Genomic DNA, 23,102 nt, shown 5'->3' on the forward strand with positions numbered 1-23,102 from the left:
CAGGTCTTTTTTTAGTAATAGGAAGTATACCCTTCAAGTGACTTACCCTGCCTATTTTCGCAAGAGAACATCCGGGTGGGTGGAGTGCGGCCTGTGTTCTGAGGAAATACGTCGATAAACGTTTTAAGTATAATAAGCGCTCATGTTACGATAAGGGTAAATTGTTGATACGTTGATGTCTGAAGGCATGGAGGTGCTTTTTTTAGTGAATCGTCCGCAGAGTGTCGTTCCTGATGCTATAGATTTTACGAACGCTGCTTTTCCTTTTACAGCGTCGACCACGCACGGCATATTTGCCGGAGCCCAGCGCCTGCATTGGCATCATGCTTTGGAGCTCAATTATATTCAGAGCGGGACCGGATTTATTCTGATCAACGGGATGAAACTCCAGTTTCAGCAGGGGGATATTATTTTCATCAACAGCAATGATCTTCACCGGGCGTATGAGACTGAGAACCTGGTGATGGATGTCATTATGTTCGAGCCTTCATTATTATCCATCGACCTCAAGTTCGATCCGGATCTGATGGCTCCCTTCCGTTCGCTCGGAAACATGGAGAGGCAGTCCCCCGTGCACGATGAATTGGCTCACCTGCTGGGGCGCATGATGGAGGAGTATCAAGCCCGAGGTACCGCATATATGAGCCTGATCCGCTCGGATCTTATCCGTTTCCTGAGTTTGGCGAACCGCCATCTCTCGACTCCGGCTCAAGCGAACAGGCCGATCAAGGGCAGGGGAATGCATGCGTTAAAAGAAGTCCTGCGCACGATGGAGCTTCAGCTGGACTACAGCTGGACGCTGCAGGAGCTGTCGGACTTAACGCATCTGAGCCCTTCCCGGTTCAGCGCTCTGTTCCAGCAGGCGGTCGGCACTTCACCGCACCATTATCTGATTCAGCTGCGTTTGACGCATGCCGTGCACTTGCTAGAGACGACGGACCAGAAAATTATCGAGATTGCGGAATCCTGCGGGTTTCGGAATCTGTCTAATTTCAATCGTCTGTTCAAGCAGCATGTCGGCGCATCGCCAAGCGAAATTCGGGAGCGTGCTTATGCCGGCACTCCTGTAATCTCCTCCACTTCAAAAACCAAGAAACAGTAAGATAGTATCACTCCTTGATCGTATAACAGTAGATGGATGCCAGTGGAAGCGGTATCTTAAATATATACCACCACATGACGCCGCTGGATGGCGGGTAGGAGTGAAATGCATGAGTTTGTATCTGGGTGTAGATGCCGGCGGTAGTAAGACACACGCCGTGATCTGCGATGAACAAGGGAACATTCTTGGCAAGGGAGCGTCTGGGAACGGCAATCACCAGATTCACCGTGAACATGCGGCCCGTAATATTGAGGAAGCCTGCAATGCGGCTCTTCAAGAGGCTGGAGCTGCCAAAGAAGATATCAGTTATGCTTATTTCGGCTTGGCCGGAGCAGATCGGGAAGCCGATTATGAGATCCTGCGTCCGATGATCGGGGCTCTCGGTTATCCTAAGCATGATATCGCATGCGATACCATGATCGGGATGAGGGCTGGAACGAGCCGTCCATATGGCGCAGCATTGATCTGCGGTACGGGCTTCAACAGCGCGGCCCGAAATCGTACGGGAGAAGAGCTGCAGTATGGAGGCTTTGGCTTCTTGTATGGAGACGGCTACGCGGGCGGTTCCGGATTTGCCACGCTGGCTTTTCGGGCAGTCATTCGGGCCTGGGATGAGCGGGGACCGGCAACTTTATTGACATCGCTCTTACTGGAGCAAATGGGATATACGTCTGTAGAGCCGATGTATGAGGATGTCCTCTACGGCAAGACGAAGGTTCCGCCAAGCCTCGTGAAGACCCTGTTCCAGGCAGCTGAAGCAGGTGACGAGGTAGCCACCCGAATTCTTGAGAATGAAGGCGAAGAGCTGGCCAATGCGGTATGTACGCTGATCCGGCGGCTGGACATGACGGATGAAGCCTTTGACATTGTCTATATCGGCAGCGTGCTGAACAGGCCGAACAGCTCGATCCTGACGGATGCGATCGAGCGGATCGTTGCGGTCCGGGCACCGCATGCAACCTGTGTAAGACTGACATCCGATCCGGTTTCCGGCGCGCTTCTCTGCGCGATGGACGCTGACGGTCATGCCATTGATGCACAGACGGAGGCCAAACTGAAAGCATTTACGTTTGAGCAGTCAACCACAGCCTGATCAGTTTATCGTTGGATAAAAACCTGATAAATACGGATTGATATCATACCTTGGAGGCGATTAACGTGGCAGCAGGATTAAAGATAGCGGTCATCGGGGGAGGTTCCTCCTATACCCCGGAAATTGTTGAAGGTTTCATTCGCAATTATGAGCAAATGCCAATTCGCGAACTATGGTTTGTTGACATTGAAGAAGGCAAGCATAAGCTGGAGATTGTAGGCAATCTGGCCAAACGCATGGTGAAAGAGTCGGGCCTGCCGATCGAGGTTCACCTGACGCTGGATCGCAGACAAGCGATTGCTGGTGCCGATTTTGTGACAACCCAGATGCGTGTCGGCCTGCTCACGGCACGTAAACATGATGAGCATATTCCGATTAAACACGGCGTCATCGGGCAGGAGACGACGGGCCCGGGCGGCATGCTGAAGGCGCTGCGCACGGTTCCGGTGATTCTGGACATTTGCCGCGATATCGAGGAGCTGGCACCGAATGCATGGATGCTGAATTTCACGAATCCGGCGGGGATCGTCACGGAGGCGGTTGCTAAGCACAGTAAGGTGAAATCTGTTGGTCTGTGCAACTCGCCGATTAACTTTCAGAAGTTCCTGGCGGCCGAGTATGGCGTGTCGGAAAAGGACGTTCTGGCCGAGTTTGTCGGGATCAACCATCTGCACTGGGTGACGTCCGCTATCGTTAACGGGGAAGAGAAGATGCCGGAGCTGCTGGACGGCGGCAAATCGTATACGGCAAAGAACGTGCCGACCTTTGGCTGGGATGCGGACTTTATCCGCTCGCTTGGAGCGATCCCGACGTATTATCTTAAATATTTCTACATGACCGATACGATGTTTGCGGATATGAAGGCATCGCTGGAGAAGGACGGAACCCGAGCGGACGTGGTCAGCCGCGTTGAACAGGAGCTGTTTGAGCTTTACAAGGATGAGAGTTTGGCCGTGAAACCGAAGCAGCTGGAGCAGCGGGGCGGCGCTTATTACTCCGAAGCGGCAGTCAACCTGATGACGTCCATCTACAATGACCGCCATGATATCCAGACATTGAATGTCGCAAACGGCAATATCTACGATTTCCTGCCTGCGGATGCCAGCATCGAGATCAACTGCGTGGTTACGGGCCAAGGGCCAATACCGCTGGCGCCGCAAAAGGTTCCTTCCCATGTGAAGGGACTGATGCATGCGGTGAAAGTGTACGAACAATTGACGATCGAAGCGGCCATTACCGGTGATCGCGGCATTGCGCTGCAGGCGCTGGTGCATCATCCGCTGGTGCCGTCCGTGACCGTAGCGAAGCAGCTGCTCGATGAAATGCTGGAGGCGAACAAAAAGTACTTGCCGGCTTTTTTTAAGCCGGAGGCTGTGCTGTAAGGCGGAATGAAGCCCAAACGTGCGATTATGATATAGAGCCATGCAAAGCCCCTCTTCGAAATTGAAGAGGGGTTTTATTGAAATCATCAGAAAGTATAACTTCGAAGCTTGTGGCTTCCTGATATATTATAGGAGTCCTGAAATCATGAATGACATTACTTTTCGGTTTGGACCTTCATTCCTGTCACATCTGGGTGTCCTCCCCCGTCATACCCGTATAAAACCGAAAGGGATGATGACGGATGCTAAAATATGACGTAGCCGTTGTAGGTGGAGGCGTAGCGGGTTTAACAGCAGCAATCTATGCGGCGAGAGCCGGGAAGCAAACGATACTCATTGAAAAGCAGGAACGATTAGGCGGTCGGGCCATGACCCATAAGAAGAAGGGAGCCTACTTCAATCTGGGCGGGCATGCCTTATATCATGGAGACGCCCTTTCAACCTTTCGCGAATTAGGGCTCCAATTGCCGGGGGGTCAACCTTCGATTGACGGTTACGGGATTTGGAAAGGGAAACTAAGCCCGTTACCCATGGGCGTGAAATCCCTATTCACCACCCCTCTATTATCCTGGAAGGGCAAGATGGAGCTCGGCGCCTGGCTTGCGAAATTAGGTAAACTGGATACGCAGCTGTACGACAACATGAGTCTGCGCGAATGGATTGAAGGCAATGTGCAGGATCCGATGGTACGAAATTTATTCTATTCGCTATTACGTACAGCGAGTTATGTGGTAGCCCCTGATCTGCAGGCGGCCGGTCCCGTACTGCAGCAGCTTAAGCATGCGCTGAAGGGGGTGTTGTACCTGGATCGGGGCTGGGGGGCCATGGTCGAAGAATTAAAACAAAAGGCTCTGGAGCAGGGAGTTCAAATCATAACGAAGAATAAAGTCATTTCGGTTGAGCATCACGAGGGAAAGGTACGGCACGTCCTTTGCGGCGATGGCATGAAAATAGAAGCAAACCATATTATTCTTACCACACCGCCAGCTGTCGCTCATGAACTGGTGCCCCATGCAGAAGAAACCGCCCTTCATACTTGGAAGGAGCAGGCGGTCGAAGTGACAGCGGCTTGCTTGGATGTAGCCCTGCGTCGTCTTCCGGAACCGAAGCAGCAGTTTGTGTACGGCCTCGATCAAACCGTCTTTCTCTCGAATCAATCCCGAGCGGCTTACCTGAGTGATGATGGCGCACAAGTCATAACCTTGCTTAAGTATCAAGGCAAGGAGAAGGATGCAAGAAGGGATCTGCAGGAATTAGAAGAAACCTTAGACTTGGTGCAGCCCGGTTGGCGCAACGAGCTCGTGGAGAAACAGTACCTTCCTAACATTACGGTTTGCCACGATTTTATGCATGTGAAACGCCAGGAGAACCCGGGTCCAGCCGTTCCTGAAATCATCGGGTTGTATGTAGCGGGAGAATGGGCAGCGCACGGCGAACTCTTGGTAGATGCTGCAACTGCAAGCGCCAAGCGGGCTGTACAGCATATACTCTCGCTTGAAAGTGAGGAAAGGACCCCGAATGAGCACAGAGTTATTGTATAAAAGATATCGATCCGCTCTGTTCTCGTTAGCTTACCGGATGCTGGGAAGTGTGATGGATGCGGAAGATATCGTACAGGAGGCCTTCATCAGCTATAACCAATTGCCCCATCCGGAGGACATTCGCAATGAGAGAGCGTTTCTGTACAAAATCGTAACGAATCGCTGCCTGGATTTGCTGCGCTCTTCTGCCAAAAAGCGCGAGCTGTACGTCGGTCCCTGGCTGCCGGAACCCTTGATCGAGAATATGGCATCAGAGACGGACCCTTCGCTTATCGTAGAGCAGCAAGAGTCTATTTCTACAGCATACCTGCTGCTCCTTCAGCAGCTGAACGCGGTGGAAAGAGCCGTTTTTCTTCTCCGCGAGATTTTTCATTATTCCTATGACGAAATTGCTGAAATTCTGGGAAAAAGCAGTGCCAATTGCCTTCAAATCTTCCGCCGCGCTAAGAGCAGCATTCATTTTGAACCTGATCAGAGACCCTCGATCTCGGTGGCGGAGGCGCAAATCAAGGAATTTGTGGATTCCCTCTTGCAGGGGAACACGAATAAACTGCTGGAGCTGTTAAGCGAAAATGTCGTGCTCTACTCGGATGGCGGCGGTAAAGTCAGAGCGGCGCAAATTCCTGTGGTAGGCGTCCATAAAGTGATCCAATTGCATCTGAACCTGCTTAAAATGTATGAAGGACAATATGCGTACTCTTATCTTACCGTCAATGGTCTGCCGGGAATGCGGATCCGGTTGGATAACGGTGTCCAATTCATTTATTCTTTTGCTTTTAAGAACCAACGGATCGAAACGATTTATACCGTGGCAAATCCGGATAAACTCAGGCATATACAGTTGCCGTGATGCAAAAAAACAGGGCCGGTTTAAGATCAAAGGATCTTAAGTCGGCCCTGCTGCATAGTAATCCGTTATACGCCGGAATAAGCCATGAAGCCGCCGTCAACGGGAATCACCGTTCCGGTGACGAACCCGGAGGTCTGATCATCCACAAGCCAGAGCAGGGTGCCGAGCAGATCCTCCGGCACGCCGAACCGTCTCATAGGGGTATGGGAGATGATTTTATGAGAGCGCTCGGTTAACGAACCGTCGCTATGGGTCAGCAGATTGCGGTTCTGCTCGGTCAGGAAGAAGCCTGGCGCGATCGCGTTCACGCGAATGCCGGATTCCGCGAGATGCACGGACAGCCACTGCGTGAAGTTGTTGATGGCCGCTTTGGCTGCACTGTAAGCAGGGACCTTGGTCATCGGGCTGGGCGCGCTCATGGACGAGATATTCAGCACGACGGCCCCGGGACGTCCCAGCATCCCTTCCGCAAAGACTTGCGTCGGTATCAGCGTGCCGATGAAGTTCAAATCGAATACGCTGCGGAAGCCAGGTACGCTTAACCCGAAAAAGGTTGTCAGATCCGGCTGCCCCACATCCTCCGGACGGAAAATTTCGTTGGTTGTATTCGCGTCTTTCCGGTTACCGCCGGCTCCGTTAATGAGGATATCGCAGGGGCCGAAAGACTCGCGCACAGCCTTCTCCGCTTGCCGGACGCTTTCCACATCCGTTACATCGCAGGAAACGGCAATCGCTGTACCGCCGGCGGCCGTAATTTCATCCGCCACCTGCTGCCCTTTCTCGGCCGTACGATTCAAGACGGCGACCTTGGCACCTTGCCGGCCCAGCTCCAAAGCCATCGCCCGGCACAATACGCCGGAGCCGCCCGTAATGACAACCGTCTTCCCGTTTAATGACGGATGAATGGGAAGGGATGGCGTCGCTTGCGATGCGGACTCAACAGAAGCTTTGCTTGATCCGGGTTCAGATGTACCCGCTGCATGGATATTTACCTCACTCATTGAACGGCCTCCTTCAGCTCGGCTGCGCGTCCCGCACGCTCCCGGCTGTAAGCATCCCACAGCCCCCAGAGATACATAATGCCGAGGGCGCGGTCATACAGACCGTAACCCGGACGGCACTGCTCACCCCAGATATGCCGCCCGTGATCGGGTCTTACATAGCCGGTGAAACCGTTGTCATGATAGGCCTGCACAATGCCGGAAATATCAACGGTACCGTCCTCGGTACGGTGGGACGTTTCAATGAAGTCGCCGTTATCAAAGACGCGTACATTCCGGATGTGCGCAAACGGAATCCGGTCGTGGAACTCATGGATCATGGAGACGATGTCATTGTCCGGATTGGCGCCAAGCGATCCGCTGCACAGGGTCAAGCTGTTCGCCGGGCTATCATATAGCTTGAGGAATCTCCGCAGATTCTCCTGGCTGGTGATGACCCGCGGCAGACCGAAGATCGGCCAAGGCGGATCATCCGGGTGAATGGCCATTCGAATGCCGTTCTTCTCGGCAGCCGGGATGACGGCGCTTAGGAAATATTCGAGGTTACGCCACAGATCGTCCTCGGTAACGCCGCGGTATGCTTCGAACAGGGAGGTCAGATGCGCCAAACGCTCCGGTTCCCAACCTGGCATCGTAAGCTTGCTGTTTCGGTTGATCGTCTGTACCAGCTCCATCGGATCAATGCCGTGGATCTTGGCCTTCTCAAAGAAGAGAGCCGTCGATCCATCGGCAGTCTGCTTATGGAGATCGGTTCTAGCCCAGTCAAACACCGGCATGAAATTGTAGCAGATGACTTTGACGCCGACCTGGCCCAATTTCTCAATTGTCCGAATGTAGTTGGCTATATACTGATCCCGCGAGGGCAGCCCAAGCTTGATATCCTCATGCACATTCACGCTTTCCACGACATCAATATGAAGGCCGTACGTTTTTGCCTGGTCTGCGATTTCTTCAATTCGCTCCATCGGCCATTCCTCGCCGACAGGAATATCGTGAAGTGCCCATACGATGCCCTCCACGCCGGGGATTTGTCTAATCTGATCAAGCGAGACCGTATCGTTGCCCTCGCCAAACCACCTGAATACCATGCGCATTTCTTCACCGCCTTTACAAGTTTAAGGAGTTAACGCAAAGCTGCTGGGAATTTTGCAAGTTACGAGTGCACCGCCAAGATGGAGAGCAGCGAGTCGGTTAAAGTCTCTCCACTGCCATAGGCTTATTTAAAATAATCGGGATGCTTCTCTTTCAGCACGGCCAGATTGGAGATGATCAGGCTGAGATGCGCCTGCATTTCCCGTTCGGCATGATCGGCGTCATGACGTGCAATCGCGTCCGCGATCTCCCGATGCTGCTCGTACAGGTTGGTCCAATTCGGATCGGCGGACAACCATAACATCCGGCTCCGGTTCAGATGAGCGTTCATCTGCTGCAGCACGTTCCATGTGCCGACCTTACGGCAGCCTTCGAACAAAATACGATGAAAGGCCTCATCCAGATCAAACATATGCTTGCCGTCATGCTTCTCGATGCTCTCGCGCTGCTCGGACAGATTGAGCTCCAGATCGGCGAATTTATCCACGGGAAAGCTTTCGCAGGCAAGCCGAACCACGGCTTTTTCCAGCTGTTCACGCATGAAGCGCGCTTCCTCAACCAGCTCCGAATCGATGAGCGAGACGCGCGTACCGCGCTGGGGAAGCACCACAACAAGATCCTCCTGGGCCAAACGGACAAAGCTTTCCCGTACCGGCGTCCGGCTGACCTCGAAGGATAGGGAAACCTCCTTCTCGGATAGAGCCGTTCCCGGCGGCAGCTCCAGACTGACAATTTGCTGCTTAAGCTTGGAGTACACGATATTTCCGGCCGATCCTGGCTGTAATCGCAAAGATTCTACCACTGCATCACCTCCTAATGTATTCCATACTACCATACTTGTATGGTAGTATGGAACTGAAAATCGAAATAAGAATCGGAGGCGATCACATGGGCCGTTTGGACACGGAAAACCTGCTCCTAAACAGCAACAGCGCAAAGAAACTCTTTTATGATTATGCGGAAGGGATGCCGATATTCGATTACCACAACCATTTAAACCCGAAGGATATCGCGATCAACCGGCAGTTCGACAACCTGACGGAGCTTTGGCTGGAGGGGGATCACTACAAGTGGAGGGCGATGCGCTGGCTTGGCGTCGACGAAGAGCTGATTACAGGCGGTGCCAGCGCCGAAGCCAAGTTCACGGCCTGGGCGGAATGCGTTCCGCGCTTGGTGGGCAATCCGCTCTATCATTGGACCCATCTGGAGTTGACCCGTTATTTCGGGATTCAAGAGCGGTTGACCGCTGATAATGCTAAGGAGATCTGGGAAGCTTGCAATGAGCAGCTAAAGGCTCCTGCCTTGCGGGCAGGCGGAATTCTGGAGAAATTCAAGGTCAAAGTGGCCTGCACGACAGATGATCCCGTTGATTCGCTGGAGTATCATCGGGCCATTCGGGATCATGGGGAATTGTCGACCATCGTTGCCCCTGCATTCCGGCCGGATCGGGTGCTGGATGTCACGAAACCGGATTTCACCACCTATGCACAGAACCTGGGAACAACGGCCGGTATAGCCGTGGATACCTATCAGGGATTGCTTGATGCCCTGCAGGAGCGGATTCAATATTTCCATGATCATGGCTGTCGCCTGTCGGATCACGGCTTTGGCGCGTTTCCTTTCGAACAAGCCGATGAACAAGAGGTTGCGGACATTTACGGCAAAGCGATCAGCGGGGGCAGCCTCACACCGCTTGAGGATCGGAAATATCGCACCTATACCCTGCTCAAGCTCGGAGAAATGTATCACGCCAAGGACTGGGCCATGCAGCTGCACATTGGGGCGATCCGGAACAATAATGAGCGCATGTTCGCGAAGATCGGCAAGGACAGCGGGTATGACTCGATTCTCGATTTCCATCTGGCGGAAAGCCTGAACGGTTTTCTAAGCAGACTCGACAGGAACGATCAGCTGCCGAAAACCATCGTGTACAGCCTGTATTCCTCGCATTACGAAATGATCGCTACCACGATCGGGAATTTCCAGTCGGCTGGCGTCGAAGGCAAGCTTCAGCTCGGTTCCGCTTGGTGGTTCCACGATCAGAAGGAAGGGATGCTGAAGCAGCTCACCGCGTTGTCTTCCATGGGGCTGATCAGCACCTTTGTCGGCATGCTGACCGATTCCAGGAGTTTTATGTCGTTCCCGAGGCATGAATATTTCCGCAGAGTGCTGTGCCGCCTGTTCGGCGACTGGATCAAGGAAGGGGAACTGCCCGCGGATTATGAATATATCGGTGCCATTATCCAGGATATTTGCTACTACAATGCCGAGCGTTATTTTCAAATTCATTGACAATTGCATGCGGAGCATGAACAATAGACTTACTATATGAAAGCGTTTGCTGATAGTCAGGTTGAAGATATGTGACAGCAGATGTGTTTGAACAGGCGAGGGGGACATACCGTGCAATGGAACCGGGCGATATTGGTGGATGACGAGGTGTTTACGCGCAAAGGGCTCCTGAAGCTGATTGATTGGGAAGCCTGCGGCTTTCAAATTGTAGATGAGGCGGATAACGGGGAAGATGCGCTGGAACTGATTGAACGGCTTCAGCCGGATGTGGTCATCACCGATATCCGCATGCCGGTACTGGATGGACTCGAGCTGATCAGACATGTCGTCACGAAGGACATCGTCAAGCCGTATTTCATTATTGTAAGCGGATACGATGATTTCAACTATGCCCAGCAGGCTGTCCGTTATGGCGTGCATGATTTCATTCTGAAACCGATTGACGAGACGGAATTCAGCCATGCGCTGGTTCGGCTCAGCGAGCGGCTAAAGTCAGACCGCGAAGCTCGCTTGAGAGAAGAGAGGCTGTTGTCCGGGGCCTTGATGGAATCACTCATTATAGGGGAAGCCGATGAGGCGCTGCTGCACGAATGGGAGCAACGCCTCGAGCTTCAGCCGGAGAGTCGTCTGTTCTACGTCTTCGTCGAACGGAATGACTGCCAGCAGGCTTCGGCGGCGAACGGCAATGACGATGGCAGAGCAGAATTCAAGGACAGGGTGGAGGCGGCTCTCCTTGCGATCTCGAATGGAGAACAGCCCTTCTACTTGCATGAGCATCGCAATCGAATCGGCATTATCGTTCCGGGCAGCATTCTGCACTCGTTCCAGGGGTGTCAGCGGGGATTTGCCAGACGTATTCAGCAATCGCTTGCCGATTCGGGCCACGAACGAATCTTTGTTTATTTTGGTCAACCGGTGTTGCAGCTGTCCCGCATTCAGGAGGCATATGAAACGGCCAAAGAATCACTTCTTTACAAATATATCTATGATGAGAGCGGCATTGTGATCCATGAGGAGGCCTCCCAGCACGGCCTTCACTACATCGGGCTGGAAGAGGGGCTTTACGAGCAGTTTCTGGAGCAGATCGAGGAGCTGCATTACGAGAAGTTGGAAGTGACGATTCGTCTGCTGTTCGAATCCTTCCGGGAGAAGTTGTATGCACCCGAAGCGGTGAAGACGGCAATCAACCACTGCGTGCTGGGCGTGGTCCGGGTGCTCGGCAGCATGGACGGGGATCAGAGCCGGCTATCCAGTTTGGAGCCGATGACCGAATGGCATGACCGCAACTTGTCGCTTCAGGGGCTGAAGCGGTTGTTCACGGAATTCGCCATTGAGAGCGCGAACTATATCGCGCAGCTTCGCAAGGAGCAGCACAAGGGCGGAATCCAGAAGATCCGGGCTTATATCGAGGCCCATTATCATGAGAATATCAGCCTGAAGGGCATCGCAGGGAAGTTCTATATGAACCCGGTGTATTTGGGACAGCTCTTCAAAAAAGCGTATGGCATATACTTTAATGATTTCCTGCTGCAGCTGCGCGTGAACGAAGCGAAGCGATTGCTGCGCCAGACGGATCTGCGCATCTATGAGGTGGCGGAGCGGGTCGGCTTCGGCAACCCGGACTATTTTGTCACGCAATTCGAGAAGCTGGAGCGAATGACGCCAAGCGAGTACCGGAGCCGCTTGATGAAGGAGGCCGCGTCCGAAGGGGCGAATCGATGAAGCCAAGCTTGAATAATGTCCGTCTGCGGGACAAGATGCTGCTGATGTATTTCCTGGCCGTATTTTTGCCAATTCTGGTCACCAACCTCATCTTCTACAACGTGACATCCGGCAGCGTGAGGGAGCAGCGGATCCAGGATATAACCGTGGCGCTTGAGCAGATGAAGAATGAGTTCCGTCGTGAAGTCGAGGATGCGCTGGAGATCTCCTCCGTCTTCTACACGGACATTCAATTGAACGAGATTATGGAGACGGTGTACGATCATCCGGCCGATTATATCGAGGCTTATGATACCTATCTCCGCCGCATTTTGAATTCGGGCAGCGCCGTATACAATTCGGTCAGCGAGATTACGGTGTATGTGGACAATCCGACCCTGCTGTATTCCGGCGGCATTAATTATATCAGCGACCAGGTGAAGGAAGAGGCCTGGTACAAGGCAATTGCGGGCAAAAACGTAACCCAGCCGATTGTGATGCGTACGGGCAAGAACGGCCAATTGGACAGCTTCAGCATCATCCGAAGCATGAATTATTTCAGTTCCCAGGATGATCATACCAAGTATCTCAAGATTGATATGCGGATGCCCTCGATTCGGCAGATCATGAGCAATCTGAATGTGCAGGGCAAAGTGTACCTGCTGAGCGGTGCCGGCAATATCGAATACACTACGGATCCGAAGGTTGATATTATGCAGGGTTCCGTGCCGTACAGCAGCATCGCGCATGGCGACAGGTTTCTGGAGTTTCACACCGATACGTTCACGACCAACAATCTGAACACCTGGACGATCATGGCGGTGACGCCGGAGGATGTGGTGCTGCGCGACGTGCATCAGTCCTTGCGGTTCGTCATTGTGCTGACCTGCCTGAACTTTCTGCTTCCGACCTTGGTGATTGTCTGGATCAGCCGTTCCCTGAACGTGCGTCTGGTACGGATACTCAAGCATATGAAGAAGGTCAAGAACCAGAATTACGACACGATCCAAGAGGCTGAGGCATATGACGAGATCGGTCAGCTGACGGGTGAATTCAACCGGATGACCCTGCAGCTTAAGAGCTTGATCAATGACGTGTACGTGGCGGATATCCAGAAGAAGAATTTGGAGCTTCAGCGGCGGCATGCGCAATTGAACGCTCTTCAGAGCCAGATTAATCCGCACTTTCTCTTTAACGCCCTGGAGACCATCCGCATGCGCAGCCTGATGAAGGATGAGGATGAGACGGCAAAAATCATTCATAATATGGCTAAGATCTTCCGCAATTCCCTGGTTTGGAAAAAAGACATGGTGACGCTCAAGGAAGAGGTGGAGTTTATTCACTGTTTCCTTGAAATCCAGAAATACCGGTTTGGCGACAAAATTGATTACTCGGTTCACGCCCCTGCAGAGGAAGGACATTTGCAAATACCGAAGATGGCCATCGTTACTTTTGTGGAGAATGCCAGCATTCATGGCATTGAGCCGCTCAAGCACGGGGGGCGAATTGAGGTTCGTGTTGCACGCGAGGGACAAGCCCTTATCTGCAGCATTCAGGATAACGGGGCAGGCATGTCCGCGGAGAAGGTGGAACGCATCAACCGCTACCTGGATACCGAGGACGAGATGGGCGAGCGGATCGGCATTCAGAACGTGATCTACCGGCTGAAGCTGTATTACGGAAGCCGGTTCCAGTTTGAAATCGACAGCTCGCCTGGACAAGGCACCCGGATAAGACTGTCCATCCCCATCGAAACCTAACAGGGCAAATCCTGCTTGGCACTCCGGTTCGGAGTGACTACAGCAGGATTTGTTCGTTAATCAGGTGGAGAGGTGCGGCGAAGGCTGCAGAGCTGCCATTTTTCACGACCAGGGATACGGTTCTATAGTTTTCAAAGTATCACCTAAAGATTGACGGGTGAAAATCGCTCCTGAGCTCTCTTATAATGAAAGTGCTTACAAATTAACGAGACCGAAAGGGGTAGGTCAAGAGCATGAACAAGAAATTTTGGGTAAGCTGTCTGACCGTGGTTATGATGGTATCGCTTCTGGCGGCTTGCGGCGGCGGTAAAGAGGCGGCGGATAACGCACCGGCTGCCGGCGGCGAAGGCGAGAAGAAAGAAGAGAAGGTCACCTTCACCTATTTCAACTCCGCAGCAGGTAAAGACAAAAATACGAACGAAACCACCATCGGTAAAATTTTCGAAGACCAAACCGGCGTGAATTTTAAAATGGAGCATTTGGTCGGAGACGAGAACACCAAGGTGGGAACGTTCATTGCCAGCAATGATTATCCCGATGTGATTGTGCCGGGGAGCTCGATCGATAAGCTGGTCGGGGCGGGCGCCTTCATTCCGCTCAATGACCTGATCGATAAGTACGGCCCTAACATCAAGCGTGTGTACGAGCCGTATTACAATCTGATGAAAGCCGATGACGGCAACATTTACTTCCTCCCGTTAAGTGCGGTTGTAGGAGAGTACACGTCGGCTCCCAATATCGAGCAAGGAGCATTCTGGATTCAGCGCCGCGTCCTGAAGGAAGCGGGTTACCCGAAAATCAAGACTTTCGACGAGTACCTGAACCTGATTCGCGATTACGTGAAGAAGCATCCGGAGGAAGGCTTGACCGGATATCTGGCACTGACGACGCAGGATAAATTTTTTGCCCTGACCAATGCCCCGATGCACTTGGCCGGTTATCCGAACGATGGCGGCATCATCATCGACATGGAGACTCATGTAGCGAATGATTACGCTGACGACGACATTACGAAGCGTTACCTGCAGGAGCTGAACAAGCTGAATGCGGAAGGCCTGTTCGATAAATCCTCTTTTGTGGACAACTATGATCAATACCTTGCCAAGCTGACTTCCGGTAAGGTGCTCGGCTTCTTCGACTATAGATGGCAGGTAGGCCAAGCGATGAACAACTTGCGCGAAACAGCCAATAAATCGGGTAACGACGATCTCGAATATATGGCGCTGCCGATCGTATACGATGAGAATACCAAGGATCAATATCTGGATCCGCCATCCTTTGTGAACAACCGCGGCGTAGGGATCTCCGTCAGCGCGAAGGATCCGGAACGCATTGTGAAGTATTTCAACAACCTGCTGACGGACGAGAACCAAATTCTGTCGAACTGGGGCATCAAGGACGAGACGTATTCCGTAGACGAGAACGGCCGCTTCTACCGTACGGAAGAGCAGATTGCACAGACCAATACGGAAGCCTTCCGCGAGTCCTTCGGCTTCAAGTACTTTGAATACAACTGGCCTCGTTACGGCAACGGTTCTACGCTTTCTGACGGTAACTCCGTGGGTGCGGGACGCCAGCCTGAGGTTGCGAAAATGTCTTACTCCGAACCGGACAAGAAATTGCTTGAAGCATACGACATCGATTCCTTCTCGCAGCTGTTTGCGGCACCGGACGACCGTCCATGGTATCCGGCCTGGAGCATTCCGATCGATCAGGGGTCACCAGCCCAAATCTTCACGCAGAAGAAAAGCGATTTGCAGCGTAAATACTTCCCGAAACTGGTTCTTGCCAACCCTGCGGAGTTTGACGGCATATGGAACGAGTACGTGGGTGAGTTCAGCAAGCTGGACGTGAAGGGATATGAGGATCTGATCACCGAGGAAGTAGCCAAGAAAATCGCAAATGCCCAAGGACAATAATAGTTGAAGAAGAGGAGATCAGGGGCGGACCACTCGATAAGTTTGTATTCGTCCCTCCTCCTCTATAACCATTGTCTGGGCTGGATAGGAAGGAGAAGAAACCGTGGATAAGGCGAACCCGATTGGACCTGCAGAGACGACGGCGCTACGTGAAACGCCGGCGGTATCGAAAGGTTTCTTCAATAAACAACGGAAAAACAATACTGGTTTGAACAATAAACCGCCATCAGGCGAAAAAAGCTTCTTCCAGAAGCTGCTGCAGCAGAAGGCGCTGGTCTTCATGTCGATCCCTTTTTTGATATGGTTGTTTGTCTTTAAGTACCTGCCGCTATGGGGCTGGACCATCGCGTTTCAGGATTTTAAACCGGCCAAGAAGATATTCGATCAGGAATGGGTAGGTTTGCAGCATTTTACCTTTCTGTTTCAAGACGAACACTTCCTCCGGGTCATGCGCAACACGCTTGCCATGAGTTTTATCAATCTTGTCTTAGGTTTTGTTACGGCGATTGTGTTAGCGATCCTGCTCAATGAGCTGCGTAATTTGATGTTCAAACGGGTCGTGCAGACGATCAGTTATTTGCCCCATTTCATCTCTTGGGTTGTGGCAGCGAGCATTATTTCGACGGCTCTGTCCGCAGACGGCGGGATTATCAATGAACTCCTCATGTGGTTCGGGATTATTAAGGAACCGATCTTATGGCTTGGGGAAGGGGAATATTTCTGGGGAATACTCGGTGTTTCGGAAGTATGGAAGAATGTCGGCTGGAACACCATTATATATTTGGCAGCCATGACGATGATCGATCCCTCGCAGTACGAGGCGGCGGAAATCGATGGCGCCGGACGCTTTCAACGGATCTGGAACATCACCTTGCCGGGTCTAAAGCCAGTATTCATCATCCTGCTGATCATGAATATCGGCAACCTGCTCGAATCCGGTTTTGAACCGCAATATTTGCTTGGTAACGGCATGAACGTGGATTATTCCGAGAACCTGGATATTTTCGTACTGAAATACGGTATTCAGATGGGCAACTTCTCGCTCTCGATTGCAGCCGGCATGTTCAAGACGGTCGTCAGCTTCATACTCTTGTTCACGGCCAACCATATCGCGAAGAGACTGGGCGAAGATCGATTGTTCTAAGCGAAAGCTTGCGAGGACCGTTCTCTATCAGAAAACGTACAGGAGGATTCATATGGCGAAGATTTCAGATTCACCACGGGCCCACGCCCGGTTCAAGTCTCCAGCGGACCGGTTATTCGATACCTTTAACATTGTGTTCATGATCTGTCTCATGATTGTCACGTTGTACCCGTTCATCAATACGCTCGCGGTTTCCTTCAACAATGCGACGGATTCGGTAAAAGGCGGCATTTATTTATGGCCGCGGGATTTCACGTGGGAGAATTATAAATATGTATTTAACGAGGCCACGATATTCCACGCTACCTTCATCTCGGTTTTGCGTACGTTGATCGGTACGATCACTTCCGTATTCTGCTGTGCTATGGTGGCCTATACCATCAGCCGTCCGGAATATGTGCTGCGCAAATTCGTATCGATTGCCTTCATCTTGACGATGTATTTCAGCGGCGGTTTGATTCCGAACTTCCTGTTGATTCGCGAATTGGGCATGCTGGGCACCTTCTCGGTATACATCATTCCGGGTCTGATCGGCGTGTTTAACGTTATCGTCATCCGTTCCTTCATTGAAGGACTGCCGGAGGGAATTCTGGAATCGGCCCGGATCGACGGCGCCGGTGAATTCACGACTTTCATGAAAATCGTGCTTCCGCTATGCGTGCCCGTACTTGCTACGGTATCGCTGTTTACGGCGGTATCCCAGTGGAACTCCTGGTTTGACGTATTCTTGTATAACTCTTCATACAGTGAGCTTAGCACCCTGCAGTATGAGTTGATGAAAATACTCCAGAATTCGAACTCCTCGCTGAATTCGGGCAACGACTATGCAAGCCAGTTTGCAAGCTCGGAAAGCGGCGCGAATCAGGTCACCCCGACCTCTATTCGGGCTACGATGACCATTGTGGCCAGCGTGCCGATCATTCTGGTGTATCCGTTCCTGCAAAAATACTTCGTGCAAGGGATGACCCTTGGCGGGGTGAAAGGGTAAACCTGCGGGAGCAGCCAAATAAGTACATCGTGTGCACGGCTCCCTGTACGCACGGTGCATGGTCTGGAGCATGCTTGTATGGCTGCTATCGACCAACCGATGTCGTTGCATCATGATCATAAACCATCAATCTTGCTATGATCTCTAAATTCAAGGAGGGATTGCGTATGTCTAACACGCAACGAAGTGAACCCAGGCTGAAGGAAATGTTTGCGGATGACTTTCTCATTGGAGCAGCCGTGAACCCGCGGACGATCGAAACGCAGGAGGAATTGCTGTCCTATCATTTCAACAGCATCACGGCGGAAAATGAAATGAAGTTTGTCAGCGTGCATCCGGCGGAGGATACGTATACGTTCGAGGATGCGGACCGGCTTGCCGCTTTCGCCCGCAAGCATGGAATGAAGATGCGCGGCCATACACTGGTATGGCATAACCAAACAACCGATTGGCTGTTCGAAGACAAGAACGGGAACCTGGTGGATAAAGCCACGCTGTACGAACGGCTAAAGTCGCATACCGACACGGTCGTAAAGCGGTACAAGGGCGATATTTACGCCTGGGACGTTGTCAACGAGGTAATTGCGGATGAAGGCGCCGAACTTCTCCGTCCGTCCAAGTGGCTGGACATTGCGGGTCCGGAGTTCATCTCCAAGGCATTCGAGTATGCTCATGAAGCCGACCCGGCGGCGTTGTTGTTCTATAACGATTACAATGAGTCCCACCCGCACAAGCGGGACAAAATCCATACGCTGGTCAAGTCGCTGCTGGATCAAGGAACGCCGATCCATGGCATAGGATTGCAGGCGCACTGGAATCTGTACGATCCGGCTCTTGATGATATCCGCTCCGCGATCGAGAAGTATGCATCGCTCGGCCTGCAGCTTCAACTCACCGAGCTCGATGTGTCGATGTTCCGGTTTGAAGACAAGCGGAAGGATCTGATCGAAGCGCCGGAAGAACTTCTGGAGGCTCAGGCCAAGCGGTATGAGGCGATGTTTGGCATTCTGAAGGAGTACCGGGATCATATTACGTCCGTTACCTTCTGGGGAGCTGCCGACGATTACACTTGGCTGGACCATTTCCCGGTACGGGGGCGGAAGAATTGGCCCTTGCTGTTCGATGAGCGGCATCAGCCGAAACCGGCGTTTCATCGCTTGGTGGAGCATATGGTCAAGGTATAATCCGTCTTGGGCGGATCAAGTCTTCATCCTAATCAAATAGAAAGCAAAATAAGCGATTAAGGCTGCCATCAGCTTGCATGTTGCCGGTCCCTGTGGCCGGCATCTGTATTTTGGTCTTGACGGGAAGCGGGGGTTTATAACAACGGCAATCCGAAGAGATGATACTGACTTTTGGCCAAAGAAGGAGGAACTGACATTGAACAGCACTTTATATAAAGCGTGGCTGCAGTATGCGCCCATGAAGGACCGGGAGCTTGCTTCCCGATACAGCAGGCTGCTCGGCACGATTGTAGCGGATCTGCAGCAGTCGCGGGTTGCGAACGCCGCCATTGAGGAACTGAAGAGGGCGTGCCAATCCATGCTGGGTATTGTCCCGGTCATCACGTCCGAGGCCCCGTCTTCATCTTACTTCGAGGTGCGCATCCCCACATCAGCCGAACCCGGCATGGGAGAACTAGATGGGGTCGGCTCAGGTGAGGATAGGAGCCGGATGGCAGACCAGCTAGGCGCAGAAGCCTTTCAACTGGAGCATTCAATCCAAGGGCAGCAGGAAAAGCTGGTACTGACCGGTGGATCGGGCAAAGGCGTATTATATGGGGTGTTTCATTTATTGAGATTGCTGGCCTCCCACCAACCGTTAACCGGATTGAAGGTGACCGAGCAGCCAGTGAACGGACTGCGGATGATCAATCAATGGGACAATGCCGACGGCTCGGTGGAACGCGGGTACTCGGGCCACTCGATTTTTTACGAAAACGGACGGTTCACCGAAAATCTGGATCGCGTAAGAGACTACGCCCGCTTATTGGCTTCCGTGGGACTGAATGCTATCTCCATTAATAACGTCAATGTGCATGAGATCGAGACGAAGTTCATTACCGCGGAATATTTGCCGACGATTGCGAAGGTCGCGGATATCTTCCGGGAATATGGCATTTCATTGTACTTGAGCATTAACTTTGCGGCTCCGCTGCATATCGGCGGCGTATCGACCTCCGATCCGCTGAGCGAAGAGGTTCGACAGTGGTGGAAGGATACGGCGGATGAGATTTATGATCATATCCCGGACTTCGGCGGCTTCCTGGTGAAGGCGGATTCGGAGCATCGCCCCGGCCCGTTTGCCTATGGAAGGGACCATGCCGATGGCGCCAATATGCTCGCTGAGGCCTTGGAGCCGCATGGCGGGCTCGTCATCTGGCGCTGCTTCGTATACAACTGCATGCAGGATTGGCGCGATCGCAGCACAGACCGAGCGCGGGCGGCCTATGATCATTTTACCCCGCTGGACGGCAGGTTTAAGGACAATGTGCTGCTGCAGATTAAGAACGGGCCCATGGACTTTCAAGTGCGGGAACCGGTGTCGCCGCTGTTCGGCAGCATGAAAGAGACCAATCAAGTGCTGGAGTTTCAGGTCGCCCAGGAATATACGGGGCAGCAGCGCCACGTATGCTATTTGGTGCCGCAGTGGAAAGAGGTGCTGGATTTCGATACCTATGCGAATGGGTCGGGGTCCGAGGTGAAGAAGATCGTGAACGGTTCGCTGCACGACATGAAATACAGCGGGATCGCCGCCGTTTCCAACATCGGAAATGATGAGAACTGGACGGGGCACACCTTGGCACAGGCGAATCTGTATGGCTTCGGACGTCTGGTCTGGGATCCGGAATTGTCCTCCGAGGGGATCGCGGAAGAATGGACGAGGCTGACCTTCGGCAATGACGACACGGTGGTCCATACGGTATGCGACATGCTGATGCAATCGTGGCCGATCTATGAAAGCTATACCGCCCCGCTCGGGGTGGGCTGGATGATTACGCCGCATACGCATTACGGTCCGGATGTGGACGGCTATGAATATTCAAGGTGGGGCACGTACCATTTCGCCGATCGGGACGGGATGGGCGTCGATCGCACGGTGACATCGGGTACAGGCTATACCGCGCAGTATTTCGGGCCGAATAAGGCCCGATATGATTCGCTGGCGGATTGTCCTGACGAGCTGCTGCTGTTCTTCCATCATGTGCCGTATTCCCATGTGCTGAAATCCGGCAAAACGGTGATTCAGCATATCTATGACTCACATTTTGGCGGGGCGGAAGCAGCGGCAGGACTGCTTGAGGCCTGGATCTCATTGGAAGGAAAGGTTGATCCGGAGCGCTTCGTTCAAGTGAAGGAGCGGCTCACGGATCAAGCCCAGCATGCGAAGCATTGGCGGGATGTGATCAACACGTATTTCTTCCGCAAATCCGGCGTGCCGGATGAACAGGGGCGGACGATATATTAAGTTCATTTTATAACTGAATACGAAAATATAGGGGGGTGCCCCATCAGATTTCGGAACTGATGGGGCATCTTTTTTTCTTGGCTGAATACTGTTCGAATGCTGAACCTTTTGTGAGCATGCACTTTTGATGACATACTTCCCAGGTAAAAAATAATGCCCTGTGCAAAGTTTTATATGGTAAAATCTTGTAAAAAAACTCCAAAGGAGGAGGAGTACATGATTAGATACTTCTGCTTGTTGATATTGTTGATCCTGGTCTTCGGAGGCTGCAGTGGAAGCGATGAGCCCAAGGAGAAGTTTACCGCAGAAGATATGGGAATCGTGCGGTTAGACAATGGCCAGAAGGTATACTACGGCATGAATCGTGCGGAAGCTGAAGAAGTGCTTGGGAAAGGCCAAGAGCATGCCAGGGGCGTATTTGATTACGATTCCGGCATCGCGGTGTTCTACAGAGATGATGCCGTTGTCGCGATCAGGATGGAGGAAGAATCGAAAGGTCATTATCAAACAACGCGCGGTGCTGAAATAGGAATGCAAATAGACGAGATCAAGCAACGATATGGGGAGCAATATGAGCCATCACAGTCCGATGATATCCTGGATTACTTCTATGACTATAAAAAAGGAAAGTTCCTCGAGAAAAATTCGCCCGAAACAGAAGAAGAGGCGCGGAATATTTTTATCTTTTCATCCATGTTTCATGATGGGTACGCGGACACCCTGTTGTTTATGGATAGTTATTACGCGTCCTCTGGCAAGTGATTCAGGACAGGGCCATAATCTTTGTGTGCAAAATCCGGGATCTACAGAACGGCATGCTGTTAAAGAGATGAACTTCATTTCAGAAGCTGGGCTTTATAGGGTGGGGGGCTATATGATATACTGAGAATAGGGTTAGAATAAGATGAAGTAGTGATCAAGGGGGGAATGGGTATGACAGTCGAGAAACATGTACATGATGCATGCGCAGTAACCAGTGAACGGAAGAGCCATCATTCCGATAAAACGAAAAGCAACCTCGTCAGCCGGTTGAACCGAATTGAAGGACAGATTCGCGGCGTGAAAGGCTTAATTGAGAAGGATACGTACTGTGACGATGTATTAAACCAGATCTCCTCGATTCAGTCGGCTTTGAACGGCGTCAGCAAATTGCTGCTTGAGCATCATATGAAGAGCTGTGTGGTGGAGCGCCTGCAGGAAGGCGATGACGAGGTTATAACCGAGTTGTTAACAACCATGAACAAGTTAATGAAATAATGGAATTCCTGGCTGGAGACGATCTGGTTATGATGAGTTTCCGTGGAGCTGCCACCTTCTAAAGGTGGCAGTAAGTGTTTATTCAGGGTGAAGAATACCGCACGGTTATGCGGTTAAATCATAGCGACGAGATATTTTTTCAAAAAAAATGAGAAAACCCATTGACTATATATAGGGTAGGGGGGTATACTAACATCAAGAAACGAGAACAACCCGTTCAAAACTAATTCCGGGCACGCTTTTAGAAGGGCTGCTCAAAATAATTCATAACCCAAAGGAGAGATTGAACATGGAACAGGTAACAATAAAAGTTGAAGGTATGTCTTGCATGCATTGCGTGAATTCCATTGAGGGAGCTTTAAAGAATGAGAACATCGAGGGACATGTGGATTTGAAGGCAGGAACGGTCTCCGTGAAATATGACGCAGGCAAAGTCAATTTGGATAAAATCAAAGAAATTATCGAGGAACAAGGATATAACGTAGTTTAATCAAACGGCACGAGGATGAAGA

19 protein-coding genes are annotated in these 23,102 nt (G+C 51.9%); 16 read left to right on the forward strand and 3 right to left on the reverse strand.

What is annotated here, in order from left to right; translation table 11 throughout:
- The first annotated feature begins 205 nt into the window (after positions 1-205).
- The 5 genes from AK95_RS04150 (at position 206) to AK95_RS04170 (ending at position 5,968) form a co-directional block, all read left to right on the forward strand.
- Entirely contained in the window at positions 206-1,102 is an 897-nt protein-coding gene (locus tag AK95_RS04150; protein WP_083397520.1) for an AraC family transcriptional regulator, read from the forward strand.
- A gap of 109 nt (positions 1,103-1,211) precedes the next feature.
- Entirely contained in the window at positions 1,212-2,195 is a 984-nt protein-coding gene (locus AK95_RS04155) for an N-acetylglucosamine kinase (RefSeq protein WP_071218707.1), read from the forward strand.
- 65 nt (positions 2,196-2,260) lie between these two features.
- The gene (locus AK95_RS04160) at positions 2,261-3,577 is read left to right on the forward strand and encodes a 6-phospho-beta-glucosidase (protein ID WP_071218708.1); all 1,317 of its coding nucleotides are present in this window, start codon (positions 2,261-2,263) and stop codon (positions 3,575-3,577) included.
- Between the two features lie 242 nt (positions 3,578-3,819).
- Complete coding sequence (locus tag AK95_RS04165; protein WP_071218709.1) at positions 3,820-5,118, forward strand: phytoene desaturase family protein; 1,299 nt, start codon at positions 3,820-3,822, stop codon at positions 5,116-5,118.
- The gene (locus tag AK95_RS04170) at positions 5,096-5,968 is read left to right on the forward strand and encodes an RNA polymerase sigma-70 factor (protein WP_071218710.1); all 873 of its coding nucleotides are present in this window, start codon (positions 5,096-5,098) and stop codon (positions 5,966-5,968) included. The genes AK95_RS04165 and AK95_RS04170 overlap by 23 nt, the downstream gene beginning before the upstream one ends.
- A 65-nt stretch (positions 5,969-6,033) precedes the next feature.
- Here the strand turns inward: AK95_RS04170 and AK95_RS04175 are convergent, their stop codons facing one another.
- The 3 genes from AK95_RS04175 to AK95_RS04185 all read right to left on the reverse strand — a co-directional run bounded on the left by AK95_RS04175 (position 6,034) and on the right by AK95_RS04185 (position 8,863).
- The gene (locus AK95_RS04175) at positions 6,034-6,969 is read right to left on the reverse strand and encodes an SDR family oxidoreductase (RefSeq protein ID WP_071218711.1); all 936 of its coding nucleotides are present in this window, start codon (positions 6,967-6,969) and stop codon (positions 6,034-6,036) included.
- A complete protein-coding gene (uxuA, locus tag AK95_RS04180; protein WP_071218712.1) occupies positions 6,966-8,063 on the reverse strand; it encodes a mannonate dehydratase in 1,098 nt (365 codons plus the stop codon). Before uxuA ends, AK95_RS04175 begins: the two co-directional genes overlap by 4 nt.
- A gap of 122 nt (positions 8,064-8,185) precedes the next feature.
- Positions 8,186-8,863: a GntR family transcriptional regulator gene (locus tag AK95_RS04185; RefSeq protein ID WP_071218713.1), complete on the reverse strand. Its 678-nt coding sequence runs from the start codon at positions 8,861-8,863 to the stop codon at positions 8,186-8,188.
- An 86-nt stretch (positions 8,864-8,949) separates the two neighbouring features.
- Here AK95_RS04185 and uxaC point away from each other — a divergent pair, with 86 nt between their 5' ends.
- The 11 genes from uxaC to AK95_RS04240 all read left to right on the forward strand — a co-directional run bounded on the left by uxaC (position 8,950) and on the right by AK95_RS04240 (position 23,080).
- Positions 8,950-10,353 (forward strand): glucuronate isomerase, encoded by a 1,404-nt coding sequence (uxaC, locus tag AK95_RS04190; RefSeq protein ID WP_071218714.1) that lies wholly within the window; start codon positions 8,950-8,952, stop codon positions 10,351-10,353.
- Between the two features lie 111 nt (positions 10,354-10,464).
- Entirely contained in the window at positions 10,465-12,075 is a 1,611-nt protein-coding gene (locus tag AK95_RS04195; protein ID WP_071218715.1) for a response regulator, read from the forward strand.
- The gene (locus AK95_RS04200; RefSeq protein WP_071218716.1) at positions 12,072-13,814 is read left to right on the forward strand and encodes a sensor histidine kinase; all 1,743 of its coding nucleotides are present in this window, start codon (positions 12,072-12,074) and stop codon (positions 13,812-13,814) included. Before AK95_RS04195 ends, AK95_RS04200 begins: the two co-directional genes overlap by 4 nt.
- Before the next feature lie 233 nt (positions 13,815-14,047).
- Entirely contained in the window at positions 14,048-15,733 is a 1,686-nt protein-coding gene (locus AK95_RS04205) for an ABC transporter substrate-binding protein (protein WP_071218717.1), read from the forward strand.
- Between the two features lie 103 nt (positions 15,734-15,836).
- Positions 15,837-16,877 (forward strand): ABC transporter permease, encoded by a 1,041-nt coding sequence (locus tag AK95_RS04210; protein ID WP_162487525.1) that lies wholly within the window; start codon positions 15,837-15,839, stop codon positions 16,875-16,877.
- 52 nt (positions 16,878-16,929) lie between these two features.
- Positions 16,930-17,865: a carbohydrate ABC transporter permease gene (locus AK95_RS04215; RefSeq protein ID WP_071218718.1), complete on the forward strand. Its 936-nt coding sequence runs from the start codon at positions 16,930-16,932 to the stop codon at positions 17,863-17,865.
- Between the two features lie 167 nt (positions 17,866-18,032).
- Positions 18,033-19,049: an endo-1,4-beta-xylanase gene (locus tag AK95_RS04220; RefSeq protein WP_071218719.1), complete on the forward strand. Its 1,017-nt coding sequence runs from the start codon at positions 18,033-18,035 to the stop codon at positions 19,047-19,049.
- 196 nt (positions 19,050-19,245) lie between these two features.
- On the forward strand, positions 19,246-21,333 hold the full coding sequence (locus AK95_RS04225) for an alpha-glucuronidase family glycosyl hydrolase (RefSeq protein ID WP_071218720.1): 2,088 nt from the start codon (positions 19,246-19,248) through the stop codon (positions 21,331-21,333).
- A gap of 216 nt (positions 21,334-21,549) precedes the next feature.
- Complete coding sequence (locus tag AK95_RS04230) at positions 21,550-22,095, forward strand: hypothetical protein (RefSeq protein ID WP_071218721.1); 546 nt, start codon at positions 21,550-21,552, stop codon at positions 22,093-22,095.
- A gap of 171 nt (positions 22,096-22,266) precedes the next feature.
- Positions 22,267-22,590: a metal-sensitive transcriptional regulator gene (locus AK95_RS04235; RefSeq protein ID WP_071218722.1), complete on the forward strand. Its 324-nt coding sequence runs from the start codon at positions 22,267-22,269 to the stop codon at positions 22,588-22,590.
- 289 nt (positions 22,591-22,879) lie between these two features.
- Complete coding sequence (locus AK95_RS04240) at positions 22,880-23,080, forward strand: cation transporter (RefSeq protein ID WP_071218723.1); 201 nt, start codon at positions 22,880-22,882, stop codon at positions 23,078-23,080.
- Positions 23,081-23,102: the final 22 nt, after the last annotated feature.

The organism is Paenibacillus sp. LC231 (assembly GCF_001860525.1).
Classification (GTDB): domain Bacteria; phylum Bacillota; class Bacilli; order Paenibacillales; family Paenibacillaceae; genus Paenibacillus_AQ.

Coding starts and splice junctions, on each gene's coding strand:
- AK95_RS04155 (WP_071218707.1), top strand. CDS start 1,212: ATGAGTTTGTATCTGGGTGTAGATGCCGGCGGTAGTAAGACACACGCC.
- AK95_RS04165 (WP_071218709.1), top strand. CDS start 3,820: ATGCTAAAATATGACGTAGCCGTTGTAGGTGGAGGCGTAGCGGGTTTA.
- AK95_RS04170 (WP_071218710.1), top strand. CDS start 5,096: ATGAGCACAGAGTTATTGTATAAAAGATATCGATCCGCTCTGTTCTCG.
- AK95_RS04175 (WP_071218711.1), bottom strand. CDS start 6,969: ATGAGTGAGGTAAATATCCATGCAGCGGGTACATCTGAACCCGGATCA.
- uxuA (WP_071218712.1), bottom strand. CDS start 8,063: ATGCGCATGGTATTCAGGTGGTTTGGCGAGGGCAACGATACGGTCTCG.
- uxaC (WP_071218714.1), top strand. CDS start 8,950: ATGGGCCGTTTGGACACGGAAAACCTGCTCCTAAACAGCAACAGCGCA.
- AK95_RS04200 (WP_071218716.1), top strand. CDS start 12,072: ATGAAGCCAAGCTTGAATAATGTCCGTCTGCGGGACAAGATGCTGCTG.
- AK95_RS04205 (WP_071218717.1), top strand. CDS start 14,048: ATGAACAAGAAATTTTGGGTAAGCTGTCTGACCGTGGTTATGATGGTA.
- AK95_RS04215 (WP_071218718.1), top strand. CDS start 16,930: ATGGCGAAGATTTCAGATTCACCACGGGCCCACGCCCGGTTCAAGTCT.
- AK95_RS04220 (WP_071218719.1), top strand. CDS start 18,033: ATGTCTAACACGCAACGAAGTGAACCCAGGCTGAAGGAAATGTTTGCG.
- AK95_RS04230 (WP_071218721.1), top strand. CDS start 21,550: ATGATTAGATACTTCTGCTTGTTGATATTGTTGATCCTGGTCTTCGGA.
- AK95_RS04235 (WP_071218722.1), top strand. CDS start 22,267: ATGACAGTCGAGAAACATGTACATGATGCATGCGCAGTAACCAGTGAA.
- AK95_RS04240 (WP_071218723.1), top strand. CDS start 22,880: ATGGAACAGGTAACAATAAAAGTTGAAGGTATGTCTTGCATGCATTGC.